At 72.0% G+C, this 26,320-nt stretch carries 24 protein-coding genes and 2 tRNA genes; 9 read left to right on the top strand and 17 right to left on the bottom strand.

The window, feature by feature from the left end:
* Positions 1-22: 22 nt before the first annotated feature.
* Positions 23-856 carry a phosphoribosylaminoimidazolesuccinocarboxamide synthase gene (locus tag AB0B39_RS16240; RefSeq protein ID WP_234587642.1) on the bottom strand — a complete coding sequence of 278 codons (834 nt, stop codon included), beginning with the start codon at positions 854-856 and terminating at the stop codon, positions 23-25.
* 147 nt (positions 857-1,003) lie between these two features.
* Here AB0B39_RS16240 and AB0B39_RS16235 point away from each other — a divergent pair, with 147 nt between their 5' ends.
* A complete protein-coding gene (locus AB0B39_RS16235; RefSeq protein ID WP_357574666.1) occupies positions 1,004-2,335 on the top strand; it encodes an extracellular solute-binding protein in 1,332 nt (443 codons plus the stop codon).
* Positions 2,336-2,432: 97 nt separating this feature from the next.
* Here AB0B39_RS16235 and AB0B39_RS16230 read toward each other — a convergent pair whose 3' ends face one another.
* The 7 genes from AB0B39_RS16230 to AB0B39_RS16200 form a co-directional block, all read right to left on the bottom strand.
* Positions 2,433-2,684, bottom strand: a complete 252-nt coding sequence (locus AB0B39_RS16230) for a hypothetical protein (RefSeq protein ID WP_089019121.1) — start codon at positions 2,682-2,684, stop codon at positions 2,433-2,435.
* 209 nt (positions 2,685-2,893) lie between these two features.
* Positions 2,894-2,970: transfer RNA gene (locus AB0B39_RS16225), tRNA-Met, on the bottom strand.
* A gap of 136 nt (positions 2,971-3,106) precedes the next feature.
* Positions 3,107-3,180 (bottom strand) — tRNA-Met (locus tag AB0B39_RS16220).
* 60 nt (positions 3,181-3,240) lie between these two features.
* Positions 3,241-4,170 carry a hypothetical protein gene (locus tag AB0B39_RS16215; RefSeq protein ID WP_357574665.1) on the bottom strand — a complete coding sequence of 310 codons (930 nt, stop codon included), beginning with the start codon at positions 4,168-4,170 and terminating at the stop codon, positions 3,241-3,243.
* Positions 4,160-4,669: a SigE family RNA polymerase sigma factor gene (locus AB0B39_RS16210; protein ID WP_357574664.1), complete on the bottom strand. Its 510-nt coding sequence runs from the start codon at positions 4,667-4,669 to the stop codon at positions 4,160-4,162. Before AB0B39_RS16210 ends, AB0B39_RS16215 begins: the two co-directional genes overlap by 11 nt.
* Before the next feature lie 187 nt (positions 4,670-4,856).
* Positions 4,857-7,844, bottom strand: a complete 2,988-nt coding sequence (locus tag AB0B39_RS16205; RefSeq protein WP_357574663.1) for a UPF0182 family protein — start codon at positions 7,842-7,844, stop codon at positions 4,857-4,859.
* Between the two features lie 96 nt (positions 7,845-7,940).
* Positions 7,941-8,954, bottom strand: a complete 1,014-nt coding sequence (locus tag AB0B39_RS16200) for a PDZ domain-containing protein (RefSeq protein WP_357574662.1) — start codon at positions 8,952-8,954, stop codon at positions 7,941-7,943.
* Between the two features lie 115 nt (positions 8,955-9,069).
* Here AB0B39_RS16200 and AB0B39_RS16195 point away from each other — a divergent pair, with 115 nt between their 5' ends.
* On the top strand, positions 9,070-10,389 hold the full coding sequence (locus AB0B39_RS16195) for a zinc-dependent metalloprotease (RefSeq protein WP_357574661.1): 1,320 nt from the start codon (positions 9,070-9,072) through the stop codon (positions 10,387-10,389).
* Between the two features lie 110 nt (positions 10,390-10,499).
* On the opposite strand, the gene AB0B39_RS16190 is transcribed toward AB0B39_RS16195, so the two are convergent.
* Positions 10,500-11,108, bottom strand: coding sequence for a hypothetical protein (locus tag AB0B39_RS16190; protein ID WP_357574660.1), 609 nt, complete (start codon positions 11,106-11,108; stop codon positions 10,500-10,502).
* 341 nt (positions 11,109-11,449) lie between these two features.
* The gene (locus AB0B39_RS16185) at positions 11,450-11,980 is read right to left on the bottom strand and encodes a M48 family metallopeptidase (RefSeq protein ID WP_234587656.1); all 531 of its coding nucleotides are present in this window, start codon (positions 11,978-11,980) and stop codon (positions 11,450-11,452) included.
* A 526-nt stretch (positions 11,981-12,506) separates the two neighbouring features.
* On the opposite strand from AB0B39_RS16185, the gene AB0B39_RS16180 reads away from it, so the two are divergent.
* The 3 genes from AB0B39_RS16180 (at position 12,507) to AB0B39_RS16170 (ending at position 15,353) form a co-directional block, all read left to right on the top strand.
* A complete protein-coding gene (locus tag AB0B39_RS16180; protein WP_007464795.1) occupies positions 12,507-12,674 on the top strand; it encodes a DUF5679 domain-containing protein in 168 nt (55 codons plus the stop codon).
* Positions 12,675-12,897: 223 nt separating this feature from the next.
* Positions 12,898-14,010 carry a hypothetical protein gene (locus tag AB0B39_RS16175; protein ID WP_357574659.1) on the top strand — a complete coding sequence of 371 codons (1,113 nt, stop codon included), beginning with the start codon at positions 12,898-12,900 and terminating at the stop codon, positions 14,008-14,010.
* Positions 14,007-15,353: an AarF/ABC1/UbiB kinase family protein gene (locus AB0B39_RS16170; protein WP_234587657.1), complete on the top strand. Its 1,347-nt coding sequence runs from the start codon at positions 14,007-14,009 to the stop codon at positions 15,351-15,353. Before AB0B39_RS16175 ends, AB0B39_RS16170 begins: the two co-directional genes overlap by 4 nt.
* A gap of 293 nt (positions 15,354-15,646) precedes the next feature.
* On the opposite strand, the gene AB0B39_RS16165 is transcribed toward AB0B39_RS16170, so the two are convergent.
* From AB0B39_RS16165 to AB0B39_RS16155, 3 genes are all read right to left on the bottom strand, one after another.
* Positions 15,647-16,012, bottom strand: coding sequence for a WhiB family transcriptional regulator (locus AB0B39_RS16165; RefSeq protein WP_007464802.1), 366 nt, complete (start codon positions 16,010-16,012; stop codon positions 15,647-15,649).
* 129 nt (positions 16,013-16,141) lie between these two features.
* Entirely contained in the window at positions 16,142-16,393 is a 252-nt protein-coding gene (locus AB0B39_RS16160; RefSeq protein WP_357495795.1) for a hypothetical protein, read from the bottom strand.
* Between the two features lie 122 nt (positions 16,394-16,515).
* Positions 16,516-18,681 carry an ATP-dependent DNA helicase UvrD2 gene (locus AB0B39_RS16155; RefSeq protein ID WP_357495793.1) on the bottom strand — a complete coding sequence of 722 codons (2,166 nt, stop codon included), beginning with the start codon at positions 18,679-18,681 and terminating at the stop codon, positions 16,516-16,518.
* Between the two features lie 93 nt (positions 18,682-18,774).
* Here AB0B39_RS16155 and AB0B39_RS16150 point away from each other — a divergent pair, with 93 nt between their 5' ends.
* A complete protein-coding gene (locus tag AB0B39_RS16150; RefSeq protein ID WP_357574658.1) occupies positions 18,775-19,017 on the top strand; it encodes a mycoredoxin in 243 nt (80 codons plus the stop codon).
* Positions 19,018-19,087: 70 nt separating this feature from the next.
* On the opposite strand, the gene AB0B39_RS16145 is transcribed toward AB0B39_RS16150, so the two are convergent.
* Entirely contained in the window at positions 19,088-20,386 is a 1,299-nt protein-coding gene (locus AB0B39_RS16145; protein ID WP_357574657.1) for an MFS transporter, read from the bottom strand.
* Between the two features lie 217 nt (positions 20,387-20,603).
* On the opposite strand from AB0B39_RS16145, the gene AB0B39_RS16140 reads away from it, so the two are divergent.
* The 3 genes from AB0B39_RS16140 (at position 20,604) to AB0B39_RS16130 (ending at position 22,387) form a co-directional block, all read left to right on the top strand.
* Positions 20,604-21,584, top strand: a complete 981-nt coding sequence (locus AB0B39_RS16140) for a helix-turn-helix transcriptional regulator (protein ID WP_234587664.1) — start codon at positions 20,604-20,606, stop codon at positions 21,582-21,584.
* A 74-nt stretch (positions 21,585-21,658) separates the two neighbouring features.
* The gene (locus tag AB0B39_RS16135) at positions 21,659-21,898 is read left to right on the top strand and encodes a DUF397 domain-containing protein (protein WP_234587666.1); all 240 of its coding nucleotides are present in this window, start codon (positions 21,659-21,661) and stop codon (positions 21,896-21,898) included.
* A gap of 213 nt (positions 21,899-22,111) precedes the next feature.
* Entirely contained in the window at positions 22,112-22,387 is a 276-nt protein-coding gene (locus AB0B39_RS16130) for a hypothetical protein (protein WP_234587668.1), read from the top strand.
* A gap of 124 nt (positions 22,388-22,511) precedes the next feature.
* Here the strand turns inward: AB0B39_RS16130 and nudC are convergent, their stop codons facing one another.
* The 3 genes from nudC to AB0B39_RS16115 are packed head-to-tail and all read right to left on the bottom strand — an operon-like array spanning position 22,512 to position 26,233.
* Entirely contained in the window at positions 22,512-23,471 is a 960-nt protein-coding gene (gene nudC, locus AB0B39_RS16125) for an NAD(+) diphosphatase (RefSeq protein ID WP_357495788.1), read from the bottom strand.
* Positions 23,472-23,523: 52 nt separating this feature from the next.
* The gene (locus tag AB0B39_RS16120; RefSeq protein ID WP_357574656.1) at positions 23,524-24,867 is read right to left on the bottom strand and encodes a pitrilysin family protein; all 1,344 of its coding nucleotides are present in this window, start codon (positions 24,865-24,867) and stop codon (positions 23,524-23,526) included.
* Positions 24,868-24,922: 55 nt separating this feature from the next.
* Positions 24,923-26,233, bottom strand: coding sequence for a pitrilysin family protein (locus tag AB0B39_RS16115; RefSeq protein ID WP_357574655.1), 1,311 nt, complete (start codon positions 26,231-26,233; stop codon positions 24,923-24,925).
* Between the last annotated feature and the right edge of the window lie 87 nt (positions 26,234-26,320).

The following is a 26,320-nucleotide window of genomic DNA, read 5'->3' as shown; positions in this document are numbered from 1 at the left end:
ACCGAGGGGCCTGGCGGCCCGCTCAGCTCCAGCGGTTGCCGGTGAGCTTCTCGTAGACCTCGACGTAGCGGGCGCGCGTCGCCTCGACGACCTCGGCGGGCACGTCCGGCGCCGGAGGCAGCTTGTTCCAACCGCTGCCGGTGGCCCAGTCCCGCACGTACTGCTTGTCGTAGGAGAACTGCACCCGGCCCGGCTGGTACGACTCGGCCGGCCAGAACCGCGACGAGTCGGAGGTGAGCAGCTCGTCGGCGAGCACCAGGGTGCCGTCCGGCGCCCAGCCCAGCTCGATCTTGGTGTCGGCGATCAGGATGCCCCGGTCGGCGGCCAGCTCGGCACCGCGCCGGTAGACGTCGATGGTGATCTGTCGCAGCCGTTCGGCGGTCTCGTCGCCCACCTTGTCCACCACGTCGGCGTACGTGATCGGCTCGTCGTGCTCGCCGGCCGGCGCCTTGCTCGACGGCGTGAAGATCGGCTCGGGCAGGATCGACGCCTCGACGAGCCCGCGCGGCAGCGGTACGCCGGAGACCGCGCCGGTGCGCTCGTACTCCCGCAGGCCGCCGCCGGTGAGGTAACCCCGGGCGACGCACTCGACCGGGACCATGTCCAGCCGCTGGCAGCGGATGGCCCGCCCGGCGAACTCGGCCGGCACGTCGGTGGCCGAGATGACGTGGTTCGGCACCAGGTCGGCGAGCTGCTCGAACCACCACAGCGAGAGGGCAGTGAGCAGCCGGCCCTTGTCCGGAATCGGTGTCGGGAGGGGCACGTCGTAGATCGAGATGCGGTCCGAGGCGACCAGAATCAGGTCGTCGCCGTCGGCGTACACGTCCCGAACCTTGCCCGAGTGCAGAAGTTCCACGCGCCCTAGTACACCACGCGACGACGACAGGCCCGTTCCGGCCACCCATACCGCCCGCGGGCTGCCGGGGTGACCGGACGGACGTTGACACCCTCCTGCGCCGCCTGCGTGAATGGTCCGACCCGTCCGTACGTGCCAGGAGACCTCGTGCCCGTTGCCCGTCCACCGATCGTCCGCTTCGGCGCCGACCCGGGCCGACGCCGAGTGCTCACCGCGCTGCTCGGCGCACCCCTGCTGGCCACCGGTGGGCTGGCCGGATGCAGCGATGGCGCCGACACCTCGACCCAGGACGGGCCGATCGAGCTGTCGGTCTTCTGGTGGGGCGGGGCGAGGCGGGCCGAGTTGACGGAGAAGGCCCTCCGGCTGTACTCGCAGCGCAACCCGCAGGTCAGCTTCCGGGTCACCTGGCAGGGCGCCGACGGCTACTACGAGCGGTTGGCCACCCAGGCGGCCGGCGGCAACGTTCCGGACCTGATCCAGCTCGACGACGCCATGCTGACCGAGTACAGCGAACGCCAGATCGCCCTCGACCTCACCGAAGCGACCGCCGACAACCGACTGGACCTGCGTGGCCTGCCGGAGGGTCTGATCCGCTACGGCACCGTGGACGGGCGGACGATGGCGGTGGCCGCCGGGCAGACTCTCGCGGCCGTGGTCTTCAACCGTGACCTGCTGCGCGAGCTGCGGGTGCCGGAGCCGCGCGGCGGGATGCCCTGGGTGGACTACATCGCCTGGGCGCAGCAGGTCACCGAGGCGAGCAACGGCCAGGTGGCCGGCACGATGGACGCGTCCGGCGACTACCGCGCCCTCTGGCTCTGGCTGCGGTCCCAGGGCGGCGAGTTCTACCGCGGACGGCAGCTCGGCTTCGGCGCCGAGGAGCTGATCGCCTGGTTCGAGCTGTGGCAGCGCGCCCGAACCGGACGCGCCACGCCGGGCGCGGCCCTCGTCGAGCAGGCCGACAGCGGGGAACCGGCCCGGCAGTTGGTGGTCACCGGGTTGACCGCCGCGTCCTTCGCCTGGTCCCACCAACTGCCGGAGATGCAACGACTCAGCGATTCCGAGTTGGGTGTCGTGGGCTTCCCCGGCCCGCCGGGCGCCCAGTGGGCGCGGGCGTCGATGTACTGGGCGGGGTTCCGGGGCACCCGCCACCCGGACGCGGTGGCCGACGTGATCAACTTCCTGACCACGAACGGGGAGGCGGGCACCATCCTCGGCCACGAGCGTGGTCTCAACGCCAGTCTCGCCGTACGCCGCTACACCGAGGGCAGCATCACCGACCCTGCTCAGAAGCGCGCCGCCGCGTTCGGCGCCAGCATCGCCGACCAGCTGGGGCCGGCTCCCGCGCCACCGCCGAAGGGCCACCCCAAGGTGCGTTCCCTGCTGGTCACCGCGGCGGAGAGCCTCCGCGCCCGGCGTACCGGCACGCGGGCGGCGACCTCACGTTTCCTCGCCCAGGCCAACGCCGCCCTGGCAGCCTGACCCACCGGCGGACCACCGCCGCCCGCCACGCCTGCCGACCGGCCCGGCCGGCCGTCGTCGACAGGTGGTCGTCGGCGGCCGGCCGGATGGGCGACGGTCAGCGCGGGGGGCCACCTCGCCGGTTGCGCGTCAGACGCAGCACCAGGAACACGATGATCGCCACCACCACGAGGCAGCAGAGCAGACCGAGAAAACCGAAGCCGCCGCCACGGGAGCGCCGCCGGGCGGCCTCCACCACCAACTCGCCGGTCCCCGTGGACGCCCAGGCCGCGACCGGCACGAAGACCGCCAGGACGACCGCACCGAGGACCGCGCTGAGCCGGCCCCACCACTTCCCGAATGAAGACATGCGCCCATCCTCGCCGAAGGATGCAACCTCGGCACGACGGTCCACGCCGAATTCACGCCGTTCGGACGGACGGAGCAGATCGCCATCCACAGAGGTGATCGGATTCGGCGAGCACCTCGCACCCATCGCGCCGGTGGTGGGCGGCCTTCGGCCGGAAACAGAAGACCCGGCCCCACGATCTGGGGCCGGGTTCCGGTGTGCACTTTCCGTGGTAGCGGGGACAGGATTTGAACCTGCGACCTCTGGGTTATGAGCCCAGCGAGCTACCGAGCTGCTCCACCCCGCGTCGACTGGTTAACCCTAACCCATCCGCCCCGACGATGATCAGCGGGGGCCTCGGCGGCCCGGACACGGGCTCCGGACACGGGCTCCGGACATGGCGAAAGCCCGCCCCCGGATCTCCGGAGACGGGCTTTCAGTCGTAGCGGGGACAGGATTTGAACCTGCGACCTCTGGGTTATGAGCCCAGCGAGCTACCGAGCTGCTCCACCCCGCGTCGGCTCGTTAACCGTAGCGCACCGACCCGGGGCACCGCAAAACGACTCCGATACCGCCGTCAGCCCAGCCATTTCTCGATCGCCGCCACCGCCCGCCGGCTGTCCGCGTCGACCTGCGCGCGCTCGGCGGCGGTGTACTCCCAACCCTGCTCCCAGAGCACCGTCACCACGTCGTCGACCCGGACCGCACGGACCAGTCGCACCTCGTACGCGCCCGGGTCGCCCATGCCCTGCGGGTACGGGGCTCGCAGCTCGAACAGCACCGACTCGTCGCCGTACGCCCCCGGGTCCAGCAGTCGCTGCCGCCAGATCCTGGTGTCGTCGGGCATCGTCTGCTGCGGGCAGGCGCGGACGGCCTGCCGCAGCTCGCGCAGCGCGTCGTCGGCGCGACCGGGACGGTAGATCGCGATGCTGTGCCGGTAACTGCCGTCCGGCACGTTCCCCTGCGGGGTGTCCGGTCGCTTGTAGGCGATCGACCGGGCGCGGCGCTGCACCACTGCCGATTCGCTCCGATAGCGGGTCCCGCACAGCGGCGGCAGGACCGGGCCCGGCGCGGTCGACTCCTGGCCGGTCCGGTTGGCGGCCGCCAGGACGAAGAAGGCGCGGTCCGGGATCGAGGTCGGTGGGTGGGCGGTCGCCCCGCCGGTGGGCTCGGCCGACCGCGTACCGCTCGGGGTCGCGCGCGACGGCGTCGGGGACGAGGGCGAGGCGGACGGGGACGGTGAGGGCGCCCGCGCCGACCCCGTCGGCAGTGGGGAGACCGGCGTGGCGGCCGGTGGTGGCAGCGGCGCGGGCCCGTCGGCGGAGAACGCCAGCCGCCCCCCGACGGCCACCCCGCCGAGCAGCACCGCCACCGCCAGCGCACTGCCGGCCACCCGGACCCGCGCCCGCCGGTCGGCGTGCCTCCGGACCAGCTCGGGGTGGGCCACCTCCACCCCATCGGCCACGACGGTGAGCGACCGGTACAGGTCGGAGAGTTCAGCTGACATCGTTCGCCTCCAGCTCCTCGATGTGGACGTCGGGCAGCAGCACGGCCAGCCGGGACCGGCCGCGGGCCAACCAGGACTTGACGGTGCCGAGGGGTACGCCGGCCTCCCGGGCGATCTCCTCGACCGGCAGGTCGAAGAGGTAGTGCAGGGCCAGCGCCTGTCGCTGCGCCGCCGGCAGTTGGCGAAGCGCGTGCACGAGCAGCACCCCGTCTTCGCTCGGTGGGGGCGCGGTCGGTGGCGGCCCGCTGCGGCTCACCATCGCCCGCGAGCGGTGCAGGCGCCGCCAGCGGTCGTTCGCCAGCCGGGACACCACCAACCGCAGCCACGCCTCGGGCGCCGGATGCTCCGACAGTCGCCCCCACTGCCGCCAGGCCCGCGCGAACGCCTCCTGAACGAGGTCCTGCGCCTCGGTGTGGTCACCGGTCACCGCGTAGCCGTAGCGCATCATCCGCCGGGCGGTGCTGCGGTAGAACTCGTCGAAGCTCTCTGCGTCCCTCACGCCTGCCCCCTTGTCCGCGCCCCGTTGCATCACTGACGGCGGGAGGCGGTCGCGGGTTGCGGTTCAGCCGGACAAAGCATGTCGGAGAGGCGACAGGCCGGCATAACGTACGGACGCGACGGAGCCCCCGACGCCAGGACCGGTCAGGTCCGACGACGAGGGCTCCGTGGTGCTCCTCGGGCGCTGGTCAGCCGCCCGTGCCGGCGCTCGGGGTGGCGCTCGGCGCCGACGGCGCACCGCCGCTCGGGTTGTTCGCCTGCTGCGCCTGCTGGAACGCGGTGAGCGCCTCGTCCAGCGCCTTGAGCGCGCGCCCGTACCGCTCGAAGTCGCCGGACGCCTGCGCGGCGCGGACCTCGGTGATGGCGGCCTGCACCCGGTCCGCGGCGGTGGCCAGCTCGCCGGTCGGCGGCGGGTTGGTGCCACCCGGCGTCGGGGTCGCGGTCGGCGACGGGCTGGTCGGGTTGCCGCCCGTGGTCGGCGGCGGCGACGTGCCCTGCCCGGCGCGCTTACCCTGCTCCACCAACTGCTTGATGCCGTCGTTGATGTTGTCGGCGAGCGCCACGAACGAGCCGCCGTCACCGTAGGAGAGCAGCACCTTCTGCAGCAGCGGGTACGCGTCCTGCTGGTTGCTCTTCACGTAGACCGGCTCGACGTAGAGCATGCCGTCGGCGAACGGCAGCGAGAGCAGGTTGCCGTACTGCACCTGCGCCTGGTTGCTGGAGAGCAGGTTGAGCTGCTGGCGGATGTTCGCGTTGTTGGTCATCTGCTGGTGCACCTGCACCGGACCGGAGATCCGGGTCTGGTCCGGCAGCTCCAGCACCTCCAGCCGCGGCTTCCCGTCGACGTACGACCCGGAGATCAGCGCGGCCAGGTTCTGCCGGCCGTTCGGGGTGACCGCCGAGGTCAACTGGAAGCGCGGGCCCTCCTGGCCCGGGAACTGGGTGAACAGGTAGTACGGCGGCTGCTTCTGGCCGCTGTCCGGCGCGTCCGGCACATTCGGCACCTGCCAGAAGTCCTGCGCCGAGTAGAAGTCACCCGGGTTGGTCACGTGGAACTTGGTGAGCAGGTTGCGCTGCACCTTGAACATGTCGGCCGGGTAGCGCAGGTGCTCGGTCAGCTCGACCGGGATGTCCGCCTTCGGCTTGATCAGGTCCCCGCCGAACGCCTTGTTCCATGCCTTGAGCACCGGGTCGGTGTCGTCGTACTCGTAGAGCGTCACGGTGCCGTCGTACGCGTCGACGGTGGCCTTCACCGAGTTGCGCATGTAGTTGACGTTCTCCCGGGCCAGCTGGAAGGTGCCCCGGTTGGTCAGCTCGTCGGTCGTCTCGACCTGGAGGTTGACCCGCTCGGCGTACGGGTAGGTCGCCGCCGTCGTGTAGCCGTCGACGATCCACTGCACCCGGCCGTCGACCACCGCCGGGTACGGGTCGCCGTCCAGGGTGAGGAACGGCGCGACCTTCTCCACCCGGTCCCGCGGGTTACGCACGTACAGCAGCTTGGAGTCCTTGTTGACCGCCTCGGAGAGCAGGAAGTTCGACTCCTGCTCCTTGATGGCGTACAGCAGCCGCCGGGTGAAGGAGCCGATCTTGACGCCGCCCTCGCCGGTGTAGGTGTAGGACTCGCCGCCGCCCTCGCCGACCGGCCTGTCGAACTCGGCCTTCTTGTTCGGGTCGGACTGGCCGACGATCGCGTAGTCGTCGGGCGCCATCCGCTCGCCGTAGTAGATGCGGGGCTGCTTGGCCGGGATCTGCTCGGTCTGCGAGGAGCACGCCTCCTGGGTCCGCTCGCCGAGGAAACCCGAGACGAAGAACGGCTGCCCGCCGCACACCACCTGGTTCGCCGGGGCGGCCACCAGGCCGTACCCGTGGGTGTAGACGGTGTGCCGGTTGATCCAGGTGTTCTGCTGGTCGGTCAGCTCGCCGTAGTTGATCTCCCGGACGCCGACGACGTAGTCGGAGGTCTTGCCGTTCACCCCGTACCTGTCGATGTCCAGCTTGGGGCCGAAGTCGTAGAAGCCGCGCACCTGCTGGAGCTGGGTGTACGTCTCGCTGACCAGCTGCGGGTCGAGCAGCCGCACGTTCGACACGACTGACGTGTCGGTGGCCAGGTTCGCCGGTGGGGTGAGGTTGCTCGCCGCGTACGGGGTGGTCTCGGTGGCGCCCAACCCGAACGCCGCGCGCGTCGCGTCGATGCTGCGCTGGATGTACGGCGCCTCCTTGTCCTTGGCGCTCGGCTTCACCTCGAAGGTCTGCACCGCCCAGGGGTAGATGCCGCCGATCGCCACGGCGGAGACGCCGAGCAGAGCGAGCGAGATGCCCGGCCACACCAGGTTCCGCATCCAGGCGTTGGAGAACACGATGATCGCGATCGCCACGACGATCGAGATGTACGCCAGGATCTCCTTCGCCGGCAGCAGCGCGTTGACGTCGGCGTAGCCGGCGCCGTACAGCTTGGCGCCCTCGTTGTACTCCAGCAGCATCGCCCGGCGGTCCAGCACGTACGCCAGGGCCTTGAGCAGCACGAACACCGCGACGAGGGTGCTCAGGTGAGCGCGGGCCGCGTTGCTCATCCGGTCGCCGATGCCCTGGAGGCGGACCCCGCCGAAGAGGTAGTGCACCGCCAGCGCGCCGATCAGGGCCAGCACCACGGCGGTGAAGCCGACACCGAGCAGGTAGCGCCAGAACGGCAGCTGGAAGACGTAGAAGCCGATGTCGACCCCGAACTCCGGGTCCTTGACCCCGAAGTCACCGCCGTTGCGGAAGAGCAGCCACTGGTTCCACCGGCTCTGCGCGGACAGGCCGGCGAAGAGCCCGACCACGGCGGCGGTGAGCGCGATCCAGGTGCCGAGGCGCGGGCTGAGCGCCATCCGGTAACGCTCCAGCGTGGCCTGCTCCACCGAGTGCGGCCGCAGCCGCGGACGCAGCCGGTGCGCCAGCCACAGGTTGCCGCCGACGATCACCGCCATGGCGAGCCCGATGACGAGGAACAGCGTCAGCCGGGTGAGCAGCACACCGGTGAAGACCTCGGTGTAGCGGACCTCGTCGAACCAGAGCCAGTCCGTCCAGGCCTGGACACCCCAGCCGAGCAGGGTGAAGAGCACGAACACCCCGACCAGGACAGCGATGGTGACGCGGCCGCGCCGGCTCATCCTCGGCAGGGGGCTGCTGCTACGCATTACCACTGTTGGCTCCGCACGCTCGATGTGATCGGCTCCGATCAGGCACCCAGAGTACGGGGTGTTCCTGAGCGTGTCGGGGCACGGTCACACCGGTCAGCAGCGGGTCGGCTGACCACCGGCGCGCAACGTCTCCAGAGCGGTGAGCGCCTCGTCCAGCGAGCCCACCTTCAGCAACGGCAGGTCGGGCTGCGGGTTGCGGACCGCCTCGGCGCAGTTGTCCGCCGGCACCAGGAAGACCTTGGCCCCCGCTTGCTTCGCGCCGACCAGCTTCTGGGCGATCCCGCCGATCGGGCCGACAGTGCCCTCGTCGTCGATGGTGCCGGTGCCCGCGATGACCTTTCCGCCGGTGAGGTCGGCCGGGGTCAGCTTGTCCACGATGCCCAGGGCGAACATCAGGCCGGCGCTCGGGCCGCCGATGTCCCCCAGGTCGATGCCGAGCGTGAACGGGTGCGGCTGCTGCTGGTCGATCTCGACGCCGATCCGCGGCCGACCGTCCTGCTCGCGGCTCGTCACCGTCGCGGTGGCCGCCGCGCCGTCGCGCGTGTAACCGATGCTCAGGGCCGTACCGGCCGGCTTGGCGCGGATCAGCTCGGTGACCTTGGCGGCCACCGGCACCGGCTTGCCGTCGACCGAGGTGACCACGTCGCCGACCTTGAGCACCCCGGCGGACGGGCCGTCCGCGGCGACGGTCTTGATCACCACCTGCACGGGGAAGCCCAGCTCGCGCAGCGCGGCGGTCTCGGCGCTGGTCTGCGACACCTTGAAGTCCTCGGCGTTGCGCTGCTCGACCTGCTCCGTCGACTCCCCCGGCGGGTAGACCAGCTCGCGCGGCACCACGGCCTCGTCGTCGGAGAACCAGCCGGCGATCGCCGAGCGGAGCCGCACCGTCGGCTGCACGCCCACCGTCGTCAGCCGGAGCTGGCCGGCGGAGGTGGAGGTCTCCCGGCCGGTGACCTGGATGACCTCCTTACCGTCGGCCGTGCCGAGGGTGTTGACCGTCGGGCCCGGGCCGAGCACCACGTACGGGATCGGCACCCGGAGCACCCCGATGCTGAGCAGGGCGGTGAGCAGGGCACCGAGCAGGACCGTCAGGCCGCGACGTCTCATGCGCCAGAGCGTACCGATTGCGTCGGGCCCACCCGACGGATGCGCCGCGCGACTTCGCCCTCAGCGCAACGCCAGCGGCGGCTACCTGGGGCGCGGCCCGCGTACCGTAGACGTCGTGCCTGATATTCCGTTCGGTTTCGCGCTCCCGGGTGGGCAACCACCAGACCCCAACGATCCCGCGCAGATGCAGCAGTTCATGTCGCAGTTGCAGCACCTGCTCTCCGCGCCGGGCAGCGGGCCGGTCAACTGGGACCTGGCCCGGCAGGTGGCGGCCAGCCAGCTCGCCGCCGCTGGCGACCCGGCGGTGTCGCCGTACGAGCGCAACGCGGTGGAGGAGGCGTTGCGCCTGGCCGACCTGTGGTTGGAGCCGGCGTCGTCCTGGCCGTCGGGCATCCAGTCCCCGGTCGCCTGGAACCGCAATGAGTGGATCTTCAAGACGCTCGACGTGTGGCGCAAGCTCTGCGACCCGGTGGCCAGCCGCATGGTCGGCGCGATGGGCGACCTGGTGCCGCCGGAGGCGCGCGCCCAGCTCGGCCCGATGCAGTCGATGGTGGCGACCCTCGGTGGCGCGCTCTTCGGCGGTCAGCTGGGGCAGGCCCTCGGCTCGCTCGCCGCGGAGGTGCTCTCCGCCGGTGACATCGGGCTGCCGCTCGGCCCGGCCGGCACGGCCGCGCTGATCCCGGCCAACATCCGCGCGTACGGCGAGGGCCTGGAGCTGCCCGAGGACGAGGTCCGTCTCTACGTGGCGCTGCGCGAGGCCGCCCACCAGCGGCTGTTCCAGCACGTCCCGTGGTTGCGCGGGCACGTTCTCAGCGCCGTGGAGATGTACGCCTCGGGCATCCGGGTCAACCGCGAGGCGATCGAGGAGGCGATGGGCCGCGTCGACCCGACCGACCCGGAGTCGATGCAGGCGATCGCCCTGGAAGGCATCTTCACCCCGGAGGACAGCCCGGCGCAGAAGGCCTCTCTGGCCCGGTTGGAGACCGCGTTGGCCCTGGTTGAGGGCTGGGTGTGCCACGTGGTGGACAGCGCGGCCAGTGACCGTCTGCCCAACGTCGTCCGGTTGGGCGAGGCGTTCCGTCGCCGCCGGGCCGCCGGCGGCCCCGCCGAGCAGACCTTCGCCGCGCTCGTCGGCCTGGAGCTGCGCCCCCGCCGGCTGCGCGAGGCGGCTGCCCTGTGGGCGGCGCTCACCCAGCACCGCGGCATCGAAGGCCGGGACGCCGTCTGGGGTCACCCGGACCTGCTCCCGTCGGACGACGACTTCGCCGACCCGGTGGCCTTCGCGATGAACGACATGGACCTGAGCGAGCTGGACAGCTTCGACTTCACCGCGCCCGGTGGCGCAAAGGAGAAGGCGCCGGGCCAGCCCGACGACACCGAGGGCGACACCAACACCGACGGCGACAGCAGCACCGACGGCGACAGCAAGGCCTGACGCGCGAGCCCGGGTGCCCACGCCACGCGGTGGCGGGCACCCGGCCCATGTCCGCGCCGGGTTGCCCGGTCCGCAAGGCGGCTGATCGGGCGGGGTGCCCGGTTGCCTGGTCAGGCCGGACGGCCCGAGCCGGACAGCAACGCGCGGGTGGCCTCCCAGCCCTCGAAGGCCGGGTCCAGGCTGGCGAGGTCGGCCGGGCCGCGCTGCCGCCGCCAACCGGCCGTGACTGCGACGTCCCCGGGCGCGGGAGCACCGGCCCGGGCGTCCGCCGGCATCGACGTGTCCAGGTCCAGCGGAGGCAACCACACCGGCACGGGCAGTCGTACGGCCACTCCGAGCAGACCGGGGCCGCCGCCCTCCACCGGCGCCACGGCGACCGACCGGGTGGTGAGCGGGCGCAGCAGCTTGCCGACGGTCAGCGCGGGCAGGTCGGGCACGTCAGCGGAGAGCACGGCAACCTGGTCGTAGCCGTCCAACGCGGCGAACACGGCGTTCGGCGTCGGCTCGGCCACCTCGTGGACAGCGGTGCCGGGCCAGACCAGCGCGTCCGCCAGCGGACGGTCGGCCGGGGTCACCGCGACGGCGACGTCCACCTCGTTGAGGGTGGCGACCAGGTCAATGACGTCCTCGGCGAGCGCCGCCCGCCACTCCGCCCGGTCGATGCCGGGGGGCGACCAGTGCACCCGCCCGAGCATCACCACCACCACCCGCCGCGCCATGACCCGACCCTAGCGCCCCGCCTCGGCCGACTCGATCCCGCCGCACGACCACCTGATCGGGTCCCCCGGAAGTCGGGGTGTCCCGGTGGCCCGGATGCCCCGATTTCCAGAAACCCGAGTCGATCAACGTCGGCCAGCCCTCGCCCCGGCCGAATCTTGGACAGTTTCCGTTCGAAGCTGACGGAAACTGTCCAAGATTGCCAATCACGGCGCGCTGCAGCGCGCACGGCTGCGCCCGCACGGCCCGCCGCACAAACGGCCCGACGCACGCGCAGAGCGGCGCGCAGCCAGAGCGCGCGACCAGGGCGTACGCAGGCGGGGTGCTCGGGGGCGTCTGTCGATCAGGTGGGGACGGGGGCGCAGGAGGCGGCGGCGACGCCCTCGAGGTAGCCGCGGGCGCGCTCCGACTTGGGGTAGCGGCCGACCAGCGCCCAGAAGCGGGCGTTGTGGCTGGGCACGATGAGGTGCGTCAACTCGTGCAGCAGCACGTAGTCGATCACCCAGTCGGGCATGTCCTGGACGCGGTGCGAGATGCGGATGCTGCGGTCGGCGGGGGTGCAGGAGCCCCAGCGACCGTTCTGGTTGGTGACCCAGCGGACGCTGGCCGGCACCGCCTTCGCGCCGTACCCGCCGAGGTAGAGATCGATCAGCCGGTTGGCCCGGGCGACCAGCTCGTCGTCCGAGCGGGCGAGCCGGCCCTCACGGGCGGCGAGTCGCGCCAACATGCGGTCGACCCACTCGCTCTCCTCGGCCCGGGAGAACTGGTCCGGGATGAGGACGACCACCCGCTCACCGTCACGGTACGCAGACACCGTGCGTCGCCGACGCTGGCTGCGCCGCACCTCGACGACCGGCTTACGCGTCCCCGCCATCACTGGCCCGCGCAGCCTCGGCTACGTGTCACGAAGGAAAGCTAATGCGTACTGACCAGGGGTCCGCAAGAGTCAACCGCACGACACGCGCCCAAAAAATGGTGTTTGGTCGCCCAGCGTCCCGAAAATTTCTTGGGCCGGTCGTCGCCGGGACGCCGCCGGGACGTCTCGTCACCCACCGTGTACGTCGTCGGCGCGGCACCGCGCGGGCTCCCCTCCACCGTAGGTGATCACTGTGCTCCGCGCTGCCTCGGGGGCACTCGCACGGGTGGCTGTGAGGGTTTGGTCGGCGTGTCCCCGCCAAACTGACTTATCCGACCTAATTCGCCATGCACACTCTCGACGTCGACTTGCTCACAGGCCGATGCACAGCTGACATGGAACTGCCCAGACCTGGGTAGGGTCCGCGGACCAGCGGTCACGAAGGTGACCGTGGAGTGAGACCCAGCGCCGGCGCCCCGTGTGGCCCGCCGCCGGGCACCCCGCCGGGACCGTATTGACCGGCGGACGAGACGAGGAGGGCACCGTGGCCGACCAGGCCCAGACCTACAACGGTTACTGCGTGAAGTGCAAGGAGAAGCGGGACTTCGAGGGGCACGTGGAGGTCTCGAAGACCGGAATGAACATGGCCAAGGGCAAGTGTCCGGTTTGCGGCACAACAGTGAACCGGATTCTCGGCAAGGCGAAGGTCTGACCGTACGGATCGACGGGGGCGGGACGGCCGTGGTGGCCGTCCCGCCCCCGTTGCGGTTCTGAAGAGGGCCACTGCGGACGCCGGCCAGGCTGTCGGGTGGCGGACAACACGCCCGGTGGACTGTGGATAACCCGCCAGATCCTGTGGACAAGGCTGGATACCGCCCCGGCCGCCTGTGGACAACGATCGACCGAGCGCAGGGATGCGGTCACGATTCGTCACCATGAGTCGTACCCCGCTGCCCCGCCCCACGCTTCTTCCCGGCCTCAGCCGGCTCTGGCGGGATCGGCACACCCTCCAGATCGGTGTCGGCCCGGGGCCCGCCGTGCTGGTGGAGCTGGCCAACCCGCGTACCGCCGCCCTGCTCGACCTGCTCGACGGCACGCGCAGCGAACGGGACGTGCTGACCCAGGCGCTTGCGGCCCAGGTCGGCACCGACGACGCGCGTACGTTGCTGGACGCCCTGCGCGCGGCGGGCCTGTTGGTGCCGGCGCACAGCCTGCTCCCCCGCGACCTGGCGGGACCGGTCCGGGCCCGGCTCGCCGCCGAGGCCGGTGCGCTGGCCCTGGCCGCGGCCCGGCTGCCCGGCACTCCCGCACAGGTTCTGCGTCGTCGGCGGGCGGCCCGGGTGCTGCTCACCGGCGCCGGTGCGCTCGGCGGACCGCTGGCGGTGGCGCTGGCCCAGGCCGGCGTCGGGCAGGTGATCCCGCACCTCACCGGCCCGGTGCGGCCGATCGACCTGGTCGGGACGGGCGTCCCCGCCACCGAGCTGGGCCGGCCACTGACTCCGGCCATCCGGGCGGCGGTCGACCGTGTCGCGCCGGGCACCGGCACCCATCCGGTCCGGGCCGCCCGGGTGGATCTGGTGATCCAGCTCGGCACGGACCGTCCGCCCGCGCTGCTCGCCGCCGGTCTCGCCCAGCGCCGTCAACCGCACCTGCTGGTGACCCTGCGCGAAGGCGTACCGGTGATCGGGCCGTTGGTCCGACCACCCGCCGGACCCTGTCTGCGCTGCGTCGAGCTGCATCGCGCCGACCGCGACCCGGCCTGGCCCGGGCTCGCCGCCCAGCTCGCCGCGGCTGAGCCGATGGCCGCCGGCGCGACCGGCACCCTGCTCGCTGCCATCGGGTACGCGGTCGCGGAGGTCCTGGCGCACCTCGACGGCGGCCACCCCGAGACACTGGGTGGCGCCATGGAGATCACCGGGGCGGGCCGGTTCCGCCGCCGGGGATGGCCGCCGCACCCGGCGTGCGGGTGTTCGTCGAGCCGGGTGTACGCACCAGCCCGGCCGCACAGCAGCAGCGGACCCCTCCGGTCGGTAACAATGGCGAAGTGACCGACATCCCGCGCCGGGCCGTGTCCCGGACCGCCAAGCTCGCCGCTCTGCCGCTCGGCTTCGCCGGCCGGACCGTCCTCGGCATGGGTAAGCGCGTCACCGGGCTCGCCTCCGACGTGATCTCCGCGGAGATCCAGCAGCGCACCGCCGAGCAGTTGTTCAGCGTGTTGGGCCAGCTCAAGGGCGGGGCGATGAAGTTCGGCCAGGCGTTGTCGGTCTTCGAGGCGGCCCTTCCGGAGGAGATCGCTGCGCCGTACCGGCAGGCCCTGACCAAACTTCAGGAGGCCGCGCCGCCGCTGCCGGCCGCGAGCGTGCACAAGGTGCTGGCCGAGCAGCTCGGCCCCGACTGGCGCGACAGGTTCGTCGAGTTCAACGACACCCCGGCTGCTGCGGCGAGCATCGGTCAGGTGCACCGGGCCCGGTGGCGTGAGCCGGGATACGGCCCGTCCGGCGAGCCGAACAGCCGCGACGTGGCAGTCAAGATCCAGTATCCGGGTGCCGGCGACGCGCTGCTCGCCGACCTCAAGCAGCTCTCCCGGCTGGGCGGCATGTTCCGGGCGATCCAGCCCGGCCTCGACGTCAAGCCGCTGCTGGTCGAGCTGCGCGAGCGGATCACCGAGGAGTTGGACTACGAGCTCGAGGCCGAGTCGCAGCGCACCTTCGCCGCCGCGTACGCCGACGATCCGGAGATCTTCATCCCGGAGGTGGTCTCCGCCTCACCCCGGGTGCTGGTCACCGAGTGGGTGACGGGCACCCCGCTGGCGGACATCATCCGCGAGGGCACCGAGGAACAGCGGGACGAGGCCGGCCGCCTGATGGCCACATTGCACCTCTCCGCGCCCCAGCGGGCCGGTCTTCTGCACGCCGACCCGCACCCGGGAAACTTCCGGCTGCTGCCCGACGGACGACTCGGGGTAATCGACTTCGGTGCGGTGGCCCGGATGCCCGAGGGCACGCCGGAGCCGATCGGCCTCATCGCCGGGCGGGCCCTGCGCGGCGACGCGGACGGGGTGGTGGCGGGACTGCGGGACGAGGGTTTCATCGGCCCCACCGACGAGATCGACGCCGAGGGGGTCCTCGACTTCCTCCGTCCGATGCTGGAACCCATCGCGGCCGACGGGTTCCGCTTCACCCGGGCGTGGCTGCGGGCCGAGGCGGGCCGGCTGGCCAGCCCTCGCTCCCCCACGTACCAGCTGAGCAGGCAGCTCAACCTGCCCCCGTCGTACCTGCTCATCCACCGGGTGACGCTCGGCTCGATCGGGGTGCTCTGCCAGTTGGAGGCCAAGGCGCCGTACCGCAGCATCCTGGAACGCTGGCTGCCGGGCTTCGCGCCGGTCGCCTGAGGATGTGCGGAAGGGCGGGTGCCGGTCGGCACCCGCCCTTCTGTGTGGGGTGGTACTAGAGAACGCCCAGGTCGCGCGCCGACTGGTTGCGGCTGTTCATGGCGACGGTACGGGCGGATCGGGTTGCCTCAGTGCTCGTGGTGGTACGACCGGCCTGAGGCCGGCGCATTCGAGCCCTGGTCAACGCTTCGTGGAGTAGTTGCATCTCGAAGGCTCCACTCGGAACGTTCAACATCGTTTTCTCACTCACTGCCGGTGTGCCACCGGCGTAGTTGGTACGGGTCGGGAACATGTCAGGCTGCCAGCCGGACCGCGCCACGCACCTCGGACAGCCCACTGGCCGCCAAGCGCGCCTCGGCCTCGACCCGGAGCTCGGCGTCACGAGCGACGTCCTCCTTGCGCGGACGGCCACGGGGCCGCTTGCGCGGAACGACCGCGCCACGCTCGAAGATCTCGCCGCCCCAGACGCCCCACGGCTCCGCTCGCTCCACCGCCCCGGCCAGGCACTCGACGCGCAGCGGGCAGTCCCCGCAGAGCGACTTGGCCAGCTCGAGCTCGGCAGGCGAGTCGGAGAACCACAGGTCGGGGTCGAACTTCCGGCAGGGCAGGTTCGCCTCCAGCTCGACGCTCACATCGAGGGGGGCCAACGCCAGACTCATCTCCCGGTCACCTCTCTCTCACTTCGATCTCGTGGATCGCATTCCGACGTACTTCGGCGGGGCAAAAAACTGAGGCCGCGGATCCCGGTAGCGGGTTCCGCGGCCTCGAGGTGAGCCGGTGTCTGAAGATCAGACCGGTCTACCTCGAGGTGGAACGCCGCGGACATCCGTGCGCTTCTTGGCGCCATCGATGTCCATGCCCGTGAAGCCACTGGTCCCCTCGACTCCGGCGATCGGCGCAACGGTCAGATTCAGCTCGGCCTGAACCTGGTGCACCTGCGGAACCGACGGTCGTGCGGCCGCAAGGGCCACCCGGACAGCCGACAGCGGAGCGTGGACAGACGGCATCGCCGTCAGACGCTCATAGGTGAAGATCTCCACGGTGGCCACCTCCCTCACGTTCCTCGAATCGACCGGACCAACCCCCGTGAGCAGCCGGAATGGCGCCGCTCGCGTGGTGTGTTCTGAGGCTATTCCTCGCCCGGGGGCGAGGGCAAACGAATTTACGACGAGATTTCGAAAGTTTTCTCCGGGCAGACGTCGTCCACCCCCGCGCCCTGCACGAGCGCCAGCACCGACTCCCCGTAGAGGCCCAGTTTGCGGGGGCCGATGCCGGCGATGGCGATCAACTCTTCCGGCCGGCCGGGACGCCGCTCGGCCAGCGCGGTCAACGTGGCGTCGGTGAACACCACGTACGCCGGGACCTTCTGCGCGCCGGCCACCCGCTGCCGCCACTCGCGTAGGCGTTCGTGCAGCTCATCGTCGATGTCAGACGGACAGGTGGGGCACCGACCCAGCTTGCGGTCGGGGCCGGCGAGCAGGGTGGCGCCGCAGATCCGGCAGGACACGATCTGCGTCCGGCGCCGTTCGGGACGGCGCGCGGGACCGGTGGAGGCGCCGGCCCGCTCGGTGCCGCCGGAGCGGTCCAGTTGGGGCAGGAACCGCGACGGCCGCCGGGCACGCCCGCCCGGCGAGCGTGCGGCGGCGTACGACAGCCAGAGCCACTGCCGCGCGCGGGTGATGCCGACGTAGAGCAGCCGGCGTTCCTCCTCGACCTGTTCGACGGTCTTGGCGTACGTGGTGGGCAGGGTTCCCTCGGCGAGGCCGATCAGGAAGACCGCGTCCCACTCCAGGCCCTTGGCCGAGTGCAGCGACGCCAGGGTGACCCCGTCCACCGTCGGCACGTGCTGCTGGGCGGCCCGGCGGGCCAGTTCCTCGGTGAAGTCGGTGAGGGTGACCGGACGCTCCACCGACGCCGCCTCGCCGATCGGCACCACCTCGGGGGTGGCCGCGTACTCCTCGGCGAGCTGCACCAGCGCGGACAGGGCCTCCCAGCGCTCGCGGGCGGCGCCACCGGCCGGGGGCGCGTCCGGGGCCCAGCCGACCGCGGTGAGCGCCTCGACCACCGCGGTCGGCAACGGGGTCTCCCCGGGGATCGAGCGGGTGGCCGACCGCAGGGCGACCATCGCCTGACGCACCTCGGTCCGCTCGAAGAACCGCTCCGCGCCCTGCACCACGTACGGCACGGCGGCCTCGGTGAGCGCCTTCTCGTACGCCTCGGACTGCGCGTTGACGCGGAACAGCACGGCGATCTCCTTCGCCGGGGTGCCCGCGTCGATCAGCGACCGGCAGCGCGCGGCCACCGCGTTCGCCTCGGCCGGCTCGTCGGTGAAGATCCGCAGGTCAGGTTCCGGTCCCGGGGGGCGCTGTCCGCTCAACTCCAGTCGCAGCCGCGCCTCGACGCCGCGGGCCTGGGAGATCACCGCGTTGGCCAGCCCGACGACCTGCGGGGTGGAGCGGTAGTCGCGGACCAGCCGGACCACGGTGGCGTTGCGGTGCCGGCGCGGGAAGTCGACAAGGTACGACGAGGTCGCCCCGGTGAACGAGTAGATCGTCTGGCTGGCGTCGCCGACCACTGTCAGGTCGTCGCGGCCGCCCAGCCAGGCGTCCAGCAACCGCTGCTGGAGCGGGTTGACGTCCTGGTACTCGTCGACCACGAAGTGCCGGTACTGGCTGCGGACCTGCTCGCCGACGTCCCGGTGCTCCTCGATGCCCCACACGGCGGCGCGCAGCATGTCCTCGAAGTCGATCACCCCGTTGGAGCGCTTGAGCTGCTCGTACGCGGTGAACACCTCGGCGACCTTCGCCGGCTCGTGCGGCGTGTCCCGCAGCGCCCGGGCCGCCGACACGACGTAGTCCCCCGGCTCCACCAGCGACGACTTGGCCCACTCGATCTCGCCAGCCAGGTCCCGTGCGGCGGCCCGGTCGGTACGCAGGCCGACCCGGGCGGCGGCGAGGGTGACCAGGCGCACCTTGCTGTCCAGCAGCTCGGGCATGGCCCGGCCAGCCAGCAGGCGGGGGGCGAAGTACCGCACCTGGCGCAGCGCGGCGGAGTGAAACGTCCGCGCCTGGACACCGTGCGCCCCGAGGACTGTGAGCCGGTGTCGCATCTCGGCGGCTGCGCGGGCGGTGAAGGTGACGGCGAGCACATGCCGCGGGGAGATCTCCCCGGACAGCGCCCGGTGGGCGATCCGGGAGGTGATCGCGCGGGTCTTGCCGGTGCCGGCGCCGGCGAGGATGCAGACAGGGCCGGCGGGTGCGGTCACCGCGGAGCGCTGCTCCGGGTCCAGCCCGGCAAGGACGCCTTCCGACGCTGAGTGAACCACCACAACCAGGAATCATCTCAGCTCCTCCGGACGTTGTAGCGGACAGCCTCGGCTTGATCCGCAAGCCGGTGGTCAGAGGAGTTGGAGGATCCGACCATGCTGACGATGTATTCCACCCCCTGGTGCGGCTACTGCCACCGGTTGAAGTCGCAGCTCGACCGGGAGGACATCGGGTACGAGGTGGTCGACATCGAGCGGGATCCGGAGGCCGCGGAGTTCGTGATGAGCGTCAACGGCGGCAACCAGACGGTGCCGACGCTGCGCTTCACCGACGGCAGCGCCCTGACCAACCCCTCGATCACCCAGGTCAAGCAGCACCTGGCGACCCTCAGCGCCTGACCCGGCCCGGGTCACCTCTGGACGAACGGCCGCCCACCTCCGGGCGGCCGTTCGTCGTGTCCGGCATCCGTCACCGTCGGGGCGGTCGCCGGGGCCCGGTGGCCACCGGCGCGTCGATGTCGGCGTCGACCGGGCGGCGCGGCGCGGGGAGGCTCGGACGGGTCGGCGGTGTGGGCCCACGGCCGTCGGCCGGCGCGCTCAGGTGCCGGCCCCGCCAGAGGTAGACGCCAGCGGCGAGCGTGGCCACCCCGACCAGCAGGAACAGGGCCCGGTAGTCGAGGACGCCGACCAGTAGGGCGCCGGCGCCGATGGAGAGCGCCTGCGGGCCGCTGACCAGCGCCTGGGTGGCCGCCGCGACCCGTCCGACCAGCCCGGCGGGCGTACGTCGCTGGATCAGCGTCTGCAGGCCCACCATCGTCAACGGCAGCGAGACACCGGCCAGCAGCACCGCCACGACCCCCAGCCGCAGATCGGGGTACGCGAGCGCGAGCGCGGCCGGGGAGAAGAAGGCCACCCCGGCGGCCAGCGTGCCGATCTCGCCGAGTCGGCGGACCAGCGCCGGTGAGCAGATCCCACCGAACAGCCCGCCGACGCCCTGCACCATGACCAGCACGCCCACGAACGCGGCGTCCCGATCCAGACCCTGGTCGACATAGGCGAAGATCAGCGACTCGCTGAAACCCATCACCAGCGACCCGAGCCCGTAGCCGAGCAGGGCCCGGCGCAGCGCCGGCTCGCCGGTCAGGTGCCGCAGGCCGGCGCCCAGCTCGGCGGGCCACCGCAGCCGCGCGCTCGGCGGCGTCAGCGCCGGGCTCGGCACCGCGGTCACCACCAGGGCCGCGATCACGAAGCCGACCATGCCGATCCCGGCCAGCGCCCACCCGCCGAGCGCCGCGTAGAGCGCCGCGCCGACCAGCGGGCCGACCAGCCGCAGCCCCTGGCGTACGGTCTGCAGCACGCCGTTCGCCTCGGCGAGCAGCTCCACCGGCACCAACTGCCGGATCAACCCGCTGAGTGCCGCGCCGAGCGTGATGGACGACAGCCCGTAGAGGGCCGCCACCAGGTAGACGAGCCAGACGTCGCCGGCGTCGCGGACGGTGAACAACGGGACCAGCAGCAGCGCGGTGACCACGTTCGCGGTCACGAAGAAGGGCCGCCGCGGGTACCTGTCGACGAACCAACCGACCAGCGGCGCCAACGTCATCGGGGCGATGACGGCGAAGATGATGCCGCCGGCGAGCCCGTTGGAGCCGGTCAGGTCCTTGACCCAGATGGCGAGTGCGAGCAGCAGGATCGACTCGGCGGTCATGCTGGCCAGCAGGCCGCCGAACAGCAGGCGGAAGTCGGGTCGGCGCAGGACGGTGCGCATGGGGTCCCTCCGGCGGGGTGGCGTGCCCGGCTGGGCGCGTTCGACGGGGCTGGGACCAGGGGTCCGTCGTCGTCCGGCGTATCCGTGGTCCATTTTTCGACAAGACACGCCCCCGCCGGAACCTCCGACGCCGGTCGCGCCGTCCATACTGACCGTGGGGGGCGAATTTCATACAGTTACCGTCGCGTCTGCGGCGGTCGACGGGAAAGAGGACACTGTGCCTCCTGCCGCACCCAGCCCGATCATGCGTCGCCGACGGTTGGGCATCGAACTGCGCAGTCTGCGCGAAGCCGCGGGCCTCACCGGTGACCAGGTTATCGAACGGATCGGTTGGGCGTCCGCGTCCAAACTGTCCCGCCTGGAGAACGGCCGCAGCCGACCGGACCCGCAGGATGTCGGCGTTCTGCTCGACCTCTACGGGGCCGACACCGCGTCGCGCGAGGAGTTGCTCGGGATCGCCGGCGAGGCCGGTGACATGCGCGGTTGGTTGAAGAACTTTCCGGTGATGACGCAGCAGCAGCGCAGTTGGGCTGAACTGGAGGCGGGCTGCGCGGAGATCTCCGAGTACAACCCGGTCCTGGTGCCGGGTCTCCTGCAGACCGCCGGGTACGCGAAGGTCCGGATCGTCTCGGCCCGCCAGGTGAGCGAGGGCGCCGGCGAACCGGAGCCGGCCGACGAGCCGGAGACCGAGGTGCAGGCCCGGTTGGCCCGGCAGACGCTGCTGACCCGCGAACCGCACGCGCCGAGCTACACCGCAGTGCTGGAGGAGGCGGCCCTCGGCCGCCGCGCCGGCCCACCCGAGGTGCTGCACGAGCAGCTGCACCAGCTGTGCGACCTTGCCCTGCTGCCCAACGTGACGCTGCATCTGCTTCCACGGGACACCCAGATCGGCGATTGGTACCTTCCGCCGACCGCCTTCTCCCTCTATCGGTTCGCCGATCCGCTCGATCCGGAGACATTGGCCATCGAAGGGGGGTTCACCGACGTCATGTCGACCGAGGCAATCACGCTAAATCGCTATAAAGTGGTGTTCGAGTGGCTATGCACGGCGGCACTAGACGCCTCGGACACCCTCTCCTGGCTGATCGAGGCGACGGGACGGCTGACCGGGGCGACGCCCCCATCCACAGTGGCGTTCGGGCCGGCAACGGCGCCGACCCAACGCCGCCGGGCCTCGGGGCGACTGACGGATCGGTGATCCACGGGGGACCCTCCGTCGGGGCGTGCGGCACCACTCGTCCCATCGGATCGGTTCACATCAGGAGCAGAGCCATGAACGACATCCACAACACGCCGTCCGTCTCCGCCAGCTCGTTGGCGGACGCCCCGTGGCGTAAAAGCACCCGCAGCCAGACCTCCAACTGCGTGGAGGTCGCCCCTCTGGGCACCGGCCCGTCGGCTGTCGCGCTGCGCGACAGCAAGGACCGGGGCGGTCCGGTGCTGCTCTTCAACCGGGCCGGGTGGCTCGGTTTCATCGGCGGAGCAAAGACGGGCCAGTTCGATCTGAACTGATCCTCCCGACCGGGGCGGGGCCGTTGGCATGATGCCGGCGGCCCCGTCGCCCTTTCGGTGGCAACCCCGCTGACCAGGCATCCGCCGATCGGACGAGGCTCGAAACCAATAGGCGCGTTTCACTTGCTGGGATGAACACGGGGCGTAACATGGCCCACGGGAACGTGGAACTTCCACACTGGCTCATTCGTCGCGGTTCATCCGGAGACCCTTATGCGGTTCCTGATCGTTCGCACCGACATCCGCACCGTCGCCGACGGGGACATCGCCGCCGCCTGGGCGGACGGCCATCGCCTCCGCGACGAGACGACCACGCCGGAACCGCGCCGGCAGACCGTGCACGCCGAGGACCGGGACGCCGCGTTGCTGCTGGCCCGAGCCCTGTCGACGGTCGGCGCGGTGCGCGCCGGCAAGCAACGGGTCAAGGTCCTGCCACTCGGCGAGCCGCGGCCCGCCTTCCGGCGCAGACCCGGGCGCACCGGCACCTGACCCCGGACGTCCGTCGTGGTCGGCTCGGCTCCCCCGCCGCGTCAATCGCTCCCGCCGACCACGACGGCCCGTGTTCCCGGCCCGTGACCGCCGCGGCAACGGTGGCCACGGGCCGGGACCGTGCTCAATGGTCGGCGTCCACCCAGCCATCCAGCCAGCGGTGGATGAGGAACAACGCGATCGACGACGGTGGCGGCAGGATCAGCCGCGCCCCGTCCCCCACGTCCACGGTCCTCCCCGCACCCGCGGCCCCGATCTCCGCGCGGCTGAACCACCTGGCGTACGCGATCTCGGACGGGTCGACCTGCACCGGATCCGCCGGGTCCGCGCTGGCCAGGAAGCCCAGCATCAGTGAGCCCGGGAACGGCCAGGCCTGGCTGCCGACGTACCTGATCCGCTCGACGGAGATGCCCACCTCCTCACGGACCTCGCGCAGCACGGCGGCCTCGGCGGACTCCCCCGGCTCGACGTACCCGGCCAGGCAGGAGTAGCGCCGACCACCCGGGGTGCCCGGCCAGCCGGCGTTGTTGCCGAGCAGGCAGCGGCCCTCGGGGCCGTCGACGCCGTCGTGCACCAGCACGATCATCGCCGGGTCGGTACGCGGCCAGATCCGCCCGCCGTCACGATCCACCCGGGACCAGCCGGCCTCGTCCATCACTGTCGGCGCTCCGGTCGCCGTCGAGTAGCCGTGCCGGGTGTGCCAGTTGAGCAGCGCGAGCGCCGTGGTGAAGATGCCCGCCTCCCGGTCGCCGAGCAGGTGGCCCACCTCGCGCAGGTTGACCGGCCGGGTGCCCGGCACCGTCGGCAGCGGCGCATCGAGCGCGAAGACCGGCACCCCGTCCGGCTCGACACCGAGGAACATCGCCGTCGACTCGGCGCCGGTCGGCACGTCGGCCGCGCCGAACAGCACCAGCGCGGGAGGCGACACGTCGGTACGGGCGAGCGTCCGCCCGCCGTCGGTCGAGTCGAGCAGCAGGATCCGGCCGCGCAGCCACGCCTCGGTCAGCCACTGCGCGTCGCCCCGCCGATGGGCGGCGCGATCCAGCGTGGACCGCGCCAGCGGCGGCGCCGTCTCCCCGCTCACGTCAGCGCTCCGCCGCAGGCAGACACCCGGACCGGCGGGCCGTGGCGGTGCCTCACGGCTGCACCGGTTCGGTGTGGACCGGCGTCAGCGCGGCCAGCCCCGGGGTGATCCGCTCGGCGTCGCCGAGCACGACCACCGCCGCACGAGCGGGCGCCAGATAGTGGGCGGCAGCCCGCGCCACGTCGTCGACCGTCGCTTTCGCCAGGCGGGCCGCGTACTCCGCGAGGAACTCCAGCCGCAGGCCGTTCCCGGCGTACGCGCTGGTCAGCGCGGCCAGACCGGCCTGGGTGGACATGCCGAGCTGGAGGGTGCCCAGGGCGTACTGGCGGGCCTGCTCCAGCTCCTCCGGCTTCGGCGGCAGCGACGCCAGCCGGCCCAGCTCGTACGTCGTCTCCAGCAGCGCCGGGCCGGTGACCTCGGTGGCCACCTCGGCGCCGGCGACCAGAACCGACCCGGCCACCGAGTGCTCGATCACCGAGTGCGGGCCGTACGTGTAGCCCTTGTCCTCGCGGATGTTCTCCACCCAGCGGGACGAGAAGTAGCCCCCGAAGATCAGGTTGGCGAGTTGTAGCGGCGCGTGGTCCGGGTCGATGCGCGGCACGGCGGGCAGCGCGACCCGCAGCGAGGACTGCACCGAGCCGGGCCGGTCGACAAGCAGCAGCGGCCCCGGCTCCAGCGGCGGGGTGGCCGGCAGGGTGGCCGTACGCCCGGCGCCGGCCCACCCACCGAGCGCCCGCTCGGCCGCGTCCAGCGCCTTCTCCGGCTGTACGTCGCCGACCACCACCAGCTGCGCCCCGGCGGGGTGCACCCGCTCGGCGTGCAGGCCGCGCAGGGCCGCCGGCCGGACGGCGCGGATCTGGTCCGGCTCGGGGGTCTGCGTCGCGTACGGGTGTCGCCCGTAGATCCGCTTCAGCAGCGCCTCCCGGGCCAGGTGCGCCGGCTGGCTCTGGGCGACCTGGATCCGATCGATCAGCCGGTCCCGCTCGGCGGCGACCTCGTCGCTGGGGTAACTGGCACCGGTCAGCACCTCGGCCAGCAGCTCCAGCATCCGGTCCAGGCCGGTGACCAGGCCGGCGCCGGAGAGCATCAGCCGGTCCGGGTCGACGCCCGCGGACAGTCCGCCGCCCACCTTCTGCAGCTCGGCGGCCAACTGCACGCTGGTCATCGACTCGGTGCCGGAGAGCATGGTCTGTGAGAGCATCGCGCCGCGCGCGAGGTGGGCGCGGCCGAACGGCACCCAGAGCCGCAGCTCGACCAGGGGCACCGCCGGCCGGCGTACGGCGATCACGGTGAGCCCGTTGCGCAGCGTGCGTTCGGCCTGCTTGGGCACCTTGAGTTTGCGGGTGGGGCCGAGCGGGGGCAGCGTACGCGGGGCGGTGCTGGCGGTGGTGGTCACTGTGTCACCTTCGTTCGCGACTGCGGGGCTCGCAGAACCGGCTCACTCCTCGCGCTCACCGGGCGCCTCCGGGGATGACCTCGACGGCGGCGCGGCGCTCCGGGCGCAGGGTGGCCGCGGCGGCCCGGACCTGCTCCTCGGTGACGTCGCCGACCAGTCGGGGCAGGTCGTTGAGCAGGCCCGGCTCGCAGCGTTGCTGTTCCAGAACGGCCATCCGCAGCGCCCGGCCGAGCACCGCGTCGGTGTCGCGCAGCAGGTGGGTGGCCATCCGGGCCTGGGTGCGGGCCAGCTCGCCGTCGGTCAGCCCGTCGGTGGCCAGCCGGTCCAACTCCTCGTCGACGGTGCGCAACACCTTGTCCACGTCGCCGCCGGGCGGCAGGTGCGCCTGGAGCAGCAGCGCGGTGGGGTCGCGGACGTCGAACGGGTCGCCCATGAAGCCGAGGTAGCCGCCGAGGCTGGTCACCGTGCGGTCGCGCTGGACCAGTCGTTCGACCAGCCGGGACGCGTCGCCGTCGGTGAGCACCTCGGCCAGCACGACGTACGGCAGGTAGCCGGCGAAGTCGCCGACCGGGTCGGGCACCCGCCACGCGCCGGCCACCGCCGGCAGCGGCGCCAGGGCGTCGGTGTACGAGCTGCGCCGCTCGGCGGTCAGGTCGGGCTCGGTGAAGTCGGGCCGCCGCGGTGCGGGACGGGACGGGACGTCGCCGAAGTGCCGGGTGACCAGCTCGGTTGCCTCGGCCACGTCGATGTCGCCGCTGACGGCCAGCACCGCGTTGCCACTGGCGTAGTAGCGGCGGAAGAAGTCGGCGGCGTCGGCGACGGTGGCCGACTCCAGGTCGTCGAACGAGCCGTAGCCGTCGTGCGCGTTCGGGAACGTGTCGAACATGACCGGCGGCAGGGTCAGCCAGGGAAAGCCGCCGTACGGCCGGTTGAGGACGTTGACCCGGATCTCCTCCTTGACCACGTCGACCTGGTTGCGCAGGGTCTCCTCGGTCAGTCGGGGCCCGCGCATCCGGTCCGCCTCCAGGAACAGCGCGCGCTCCAGCGCGTTGCTCGGCAGCGTCTCGAAGTAGTCGGTGTAGTCCAGGTGGGTGGAGCCGTTGAACGTGCCGCCGGCACCCTGCACGTGCCGGAAGTGGGCCAGTTTCTCCAGGTTCTCCGAGCCCTGGAACATCAGGTGCTCGAAGAGGTGGGCGAAGCCGGTGCGCCCCTCCGGCTCGGAGCGGATGCCGACGTCGTAGACCACCGCCACCCCGATCACCGGGGCACTGCGATCGGGGGTCAGGACCACCCGCAGGCCGTTGTCGAGGGTGAACCGCTCGACCGGGTACTTCGTCGCTGGAATTCTGGATCTCCGCGCCGCCACGGGATCGACCCTAGCGCGTCGGCACCCCCGCCACCGGCGACCTCCCGGAGCCGCGGCCACAGCGACCGGGAGAGGGCGTGCGCCGCG

It is taken from the genome of Micromonospora sp. NPDC049114 (assembly GCF_040648635.1).
Taxonomy (GTDB): Bacteria; Actinomycetota; Actinomycetes; order Mycobacteriales; family Micromonosporaceae; genus Micromonospora.
The sequence above is the reverse complement of the archived record's forward strand: the minus strand, read 5'-3'. Positions and strand labels throughout refer to the sequence as shown.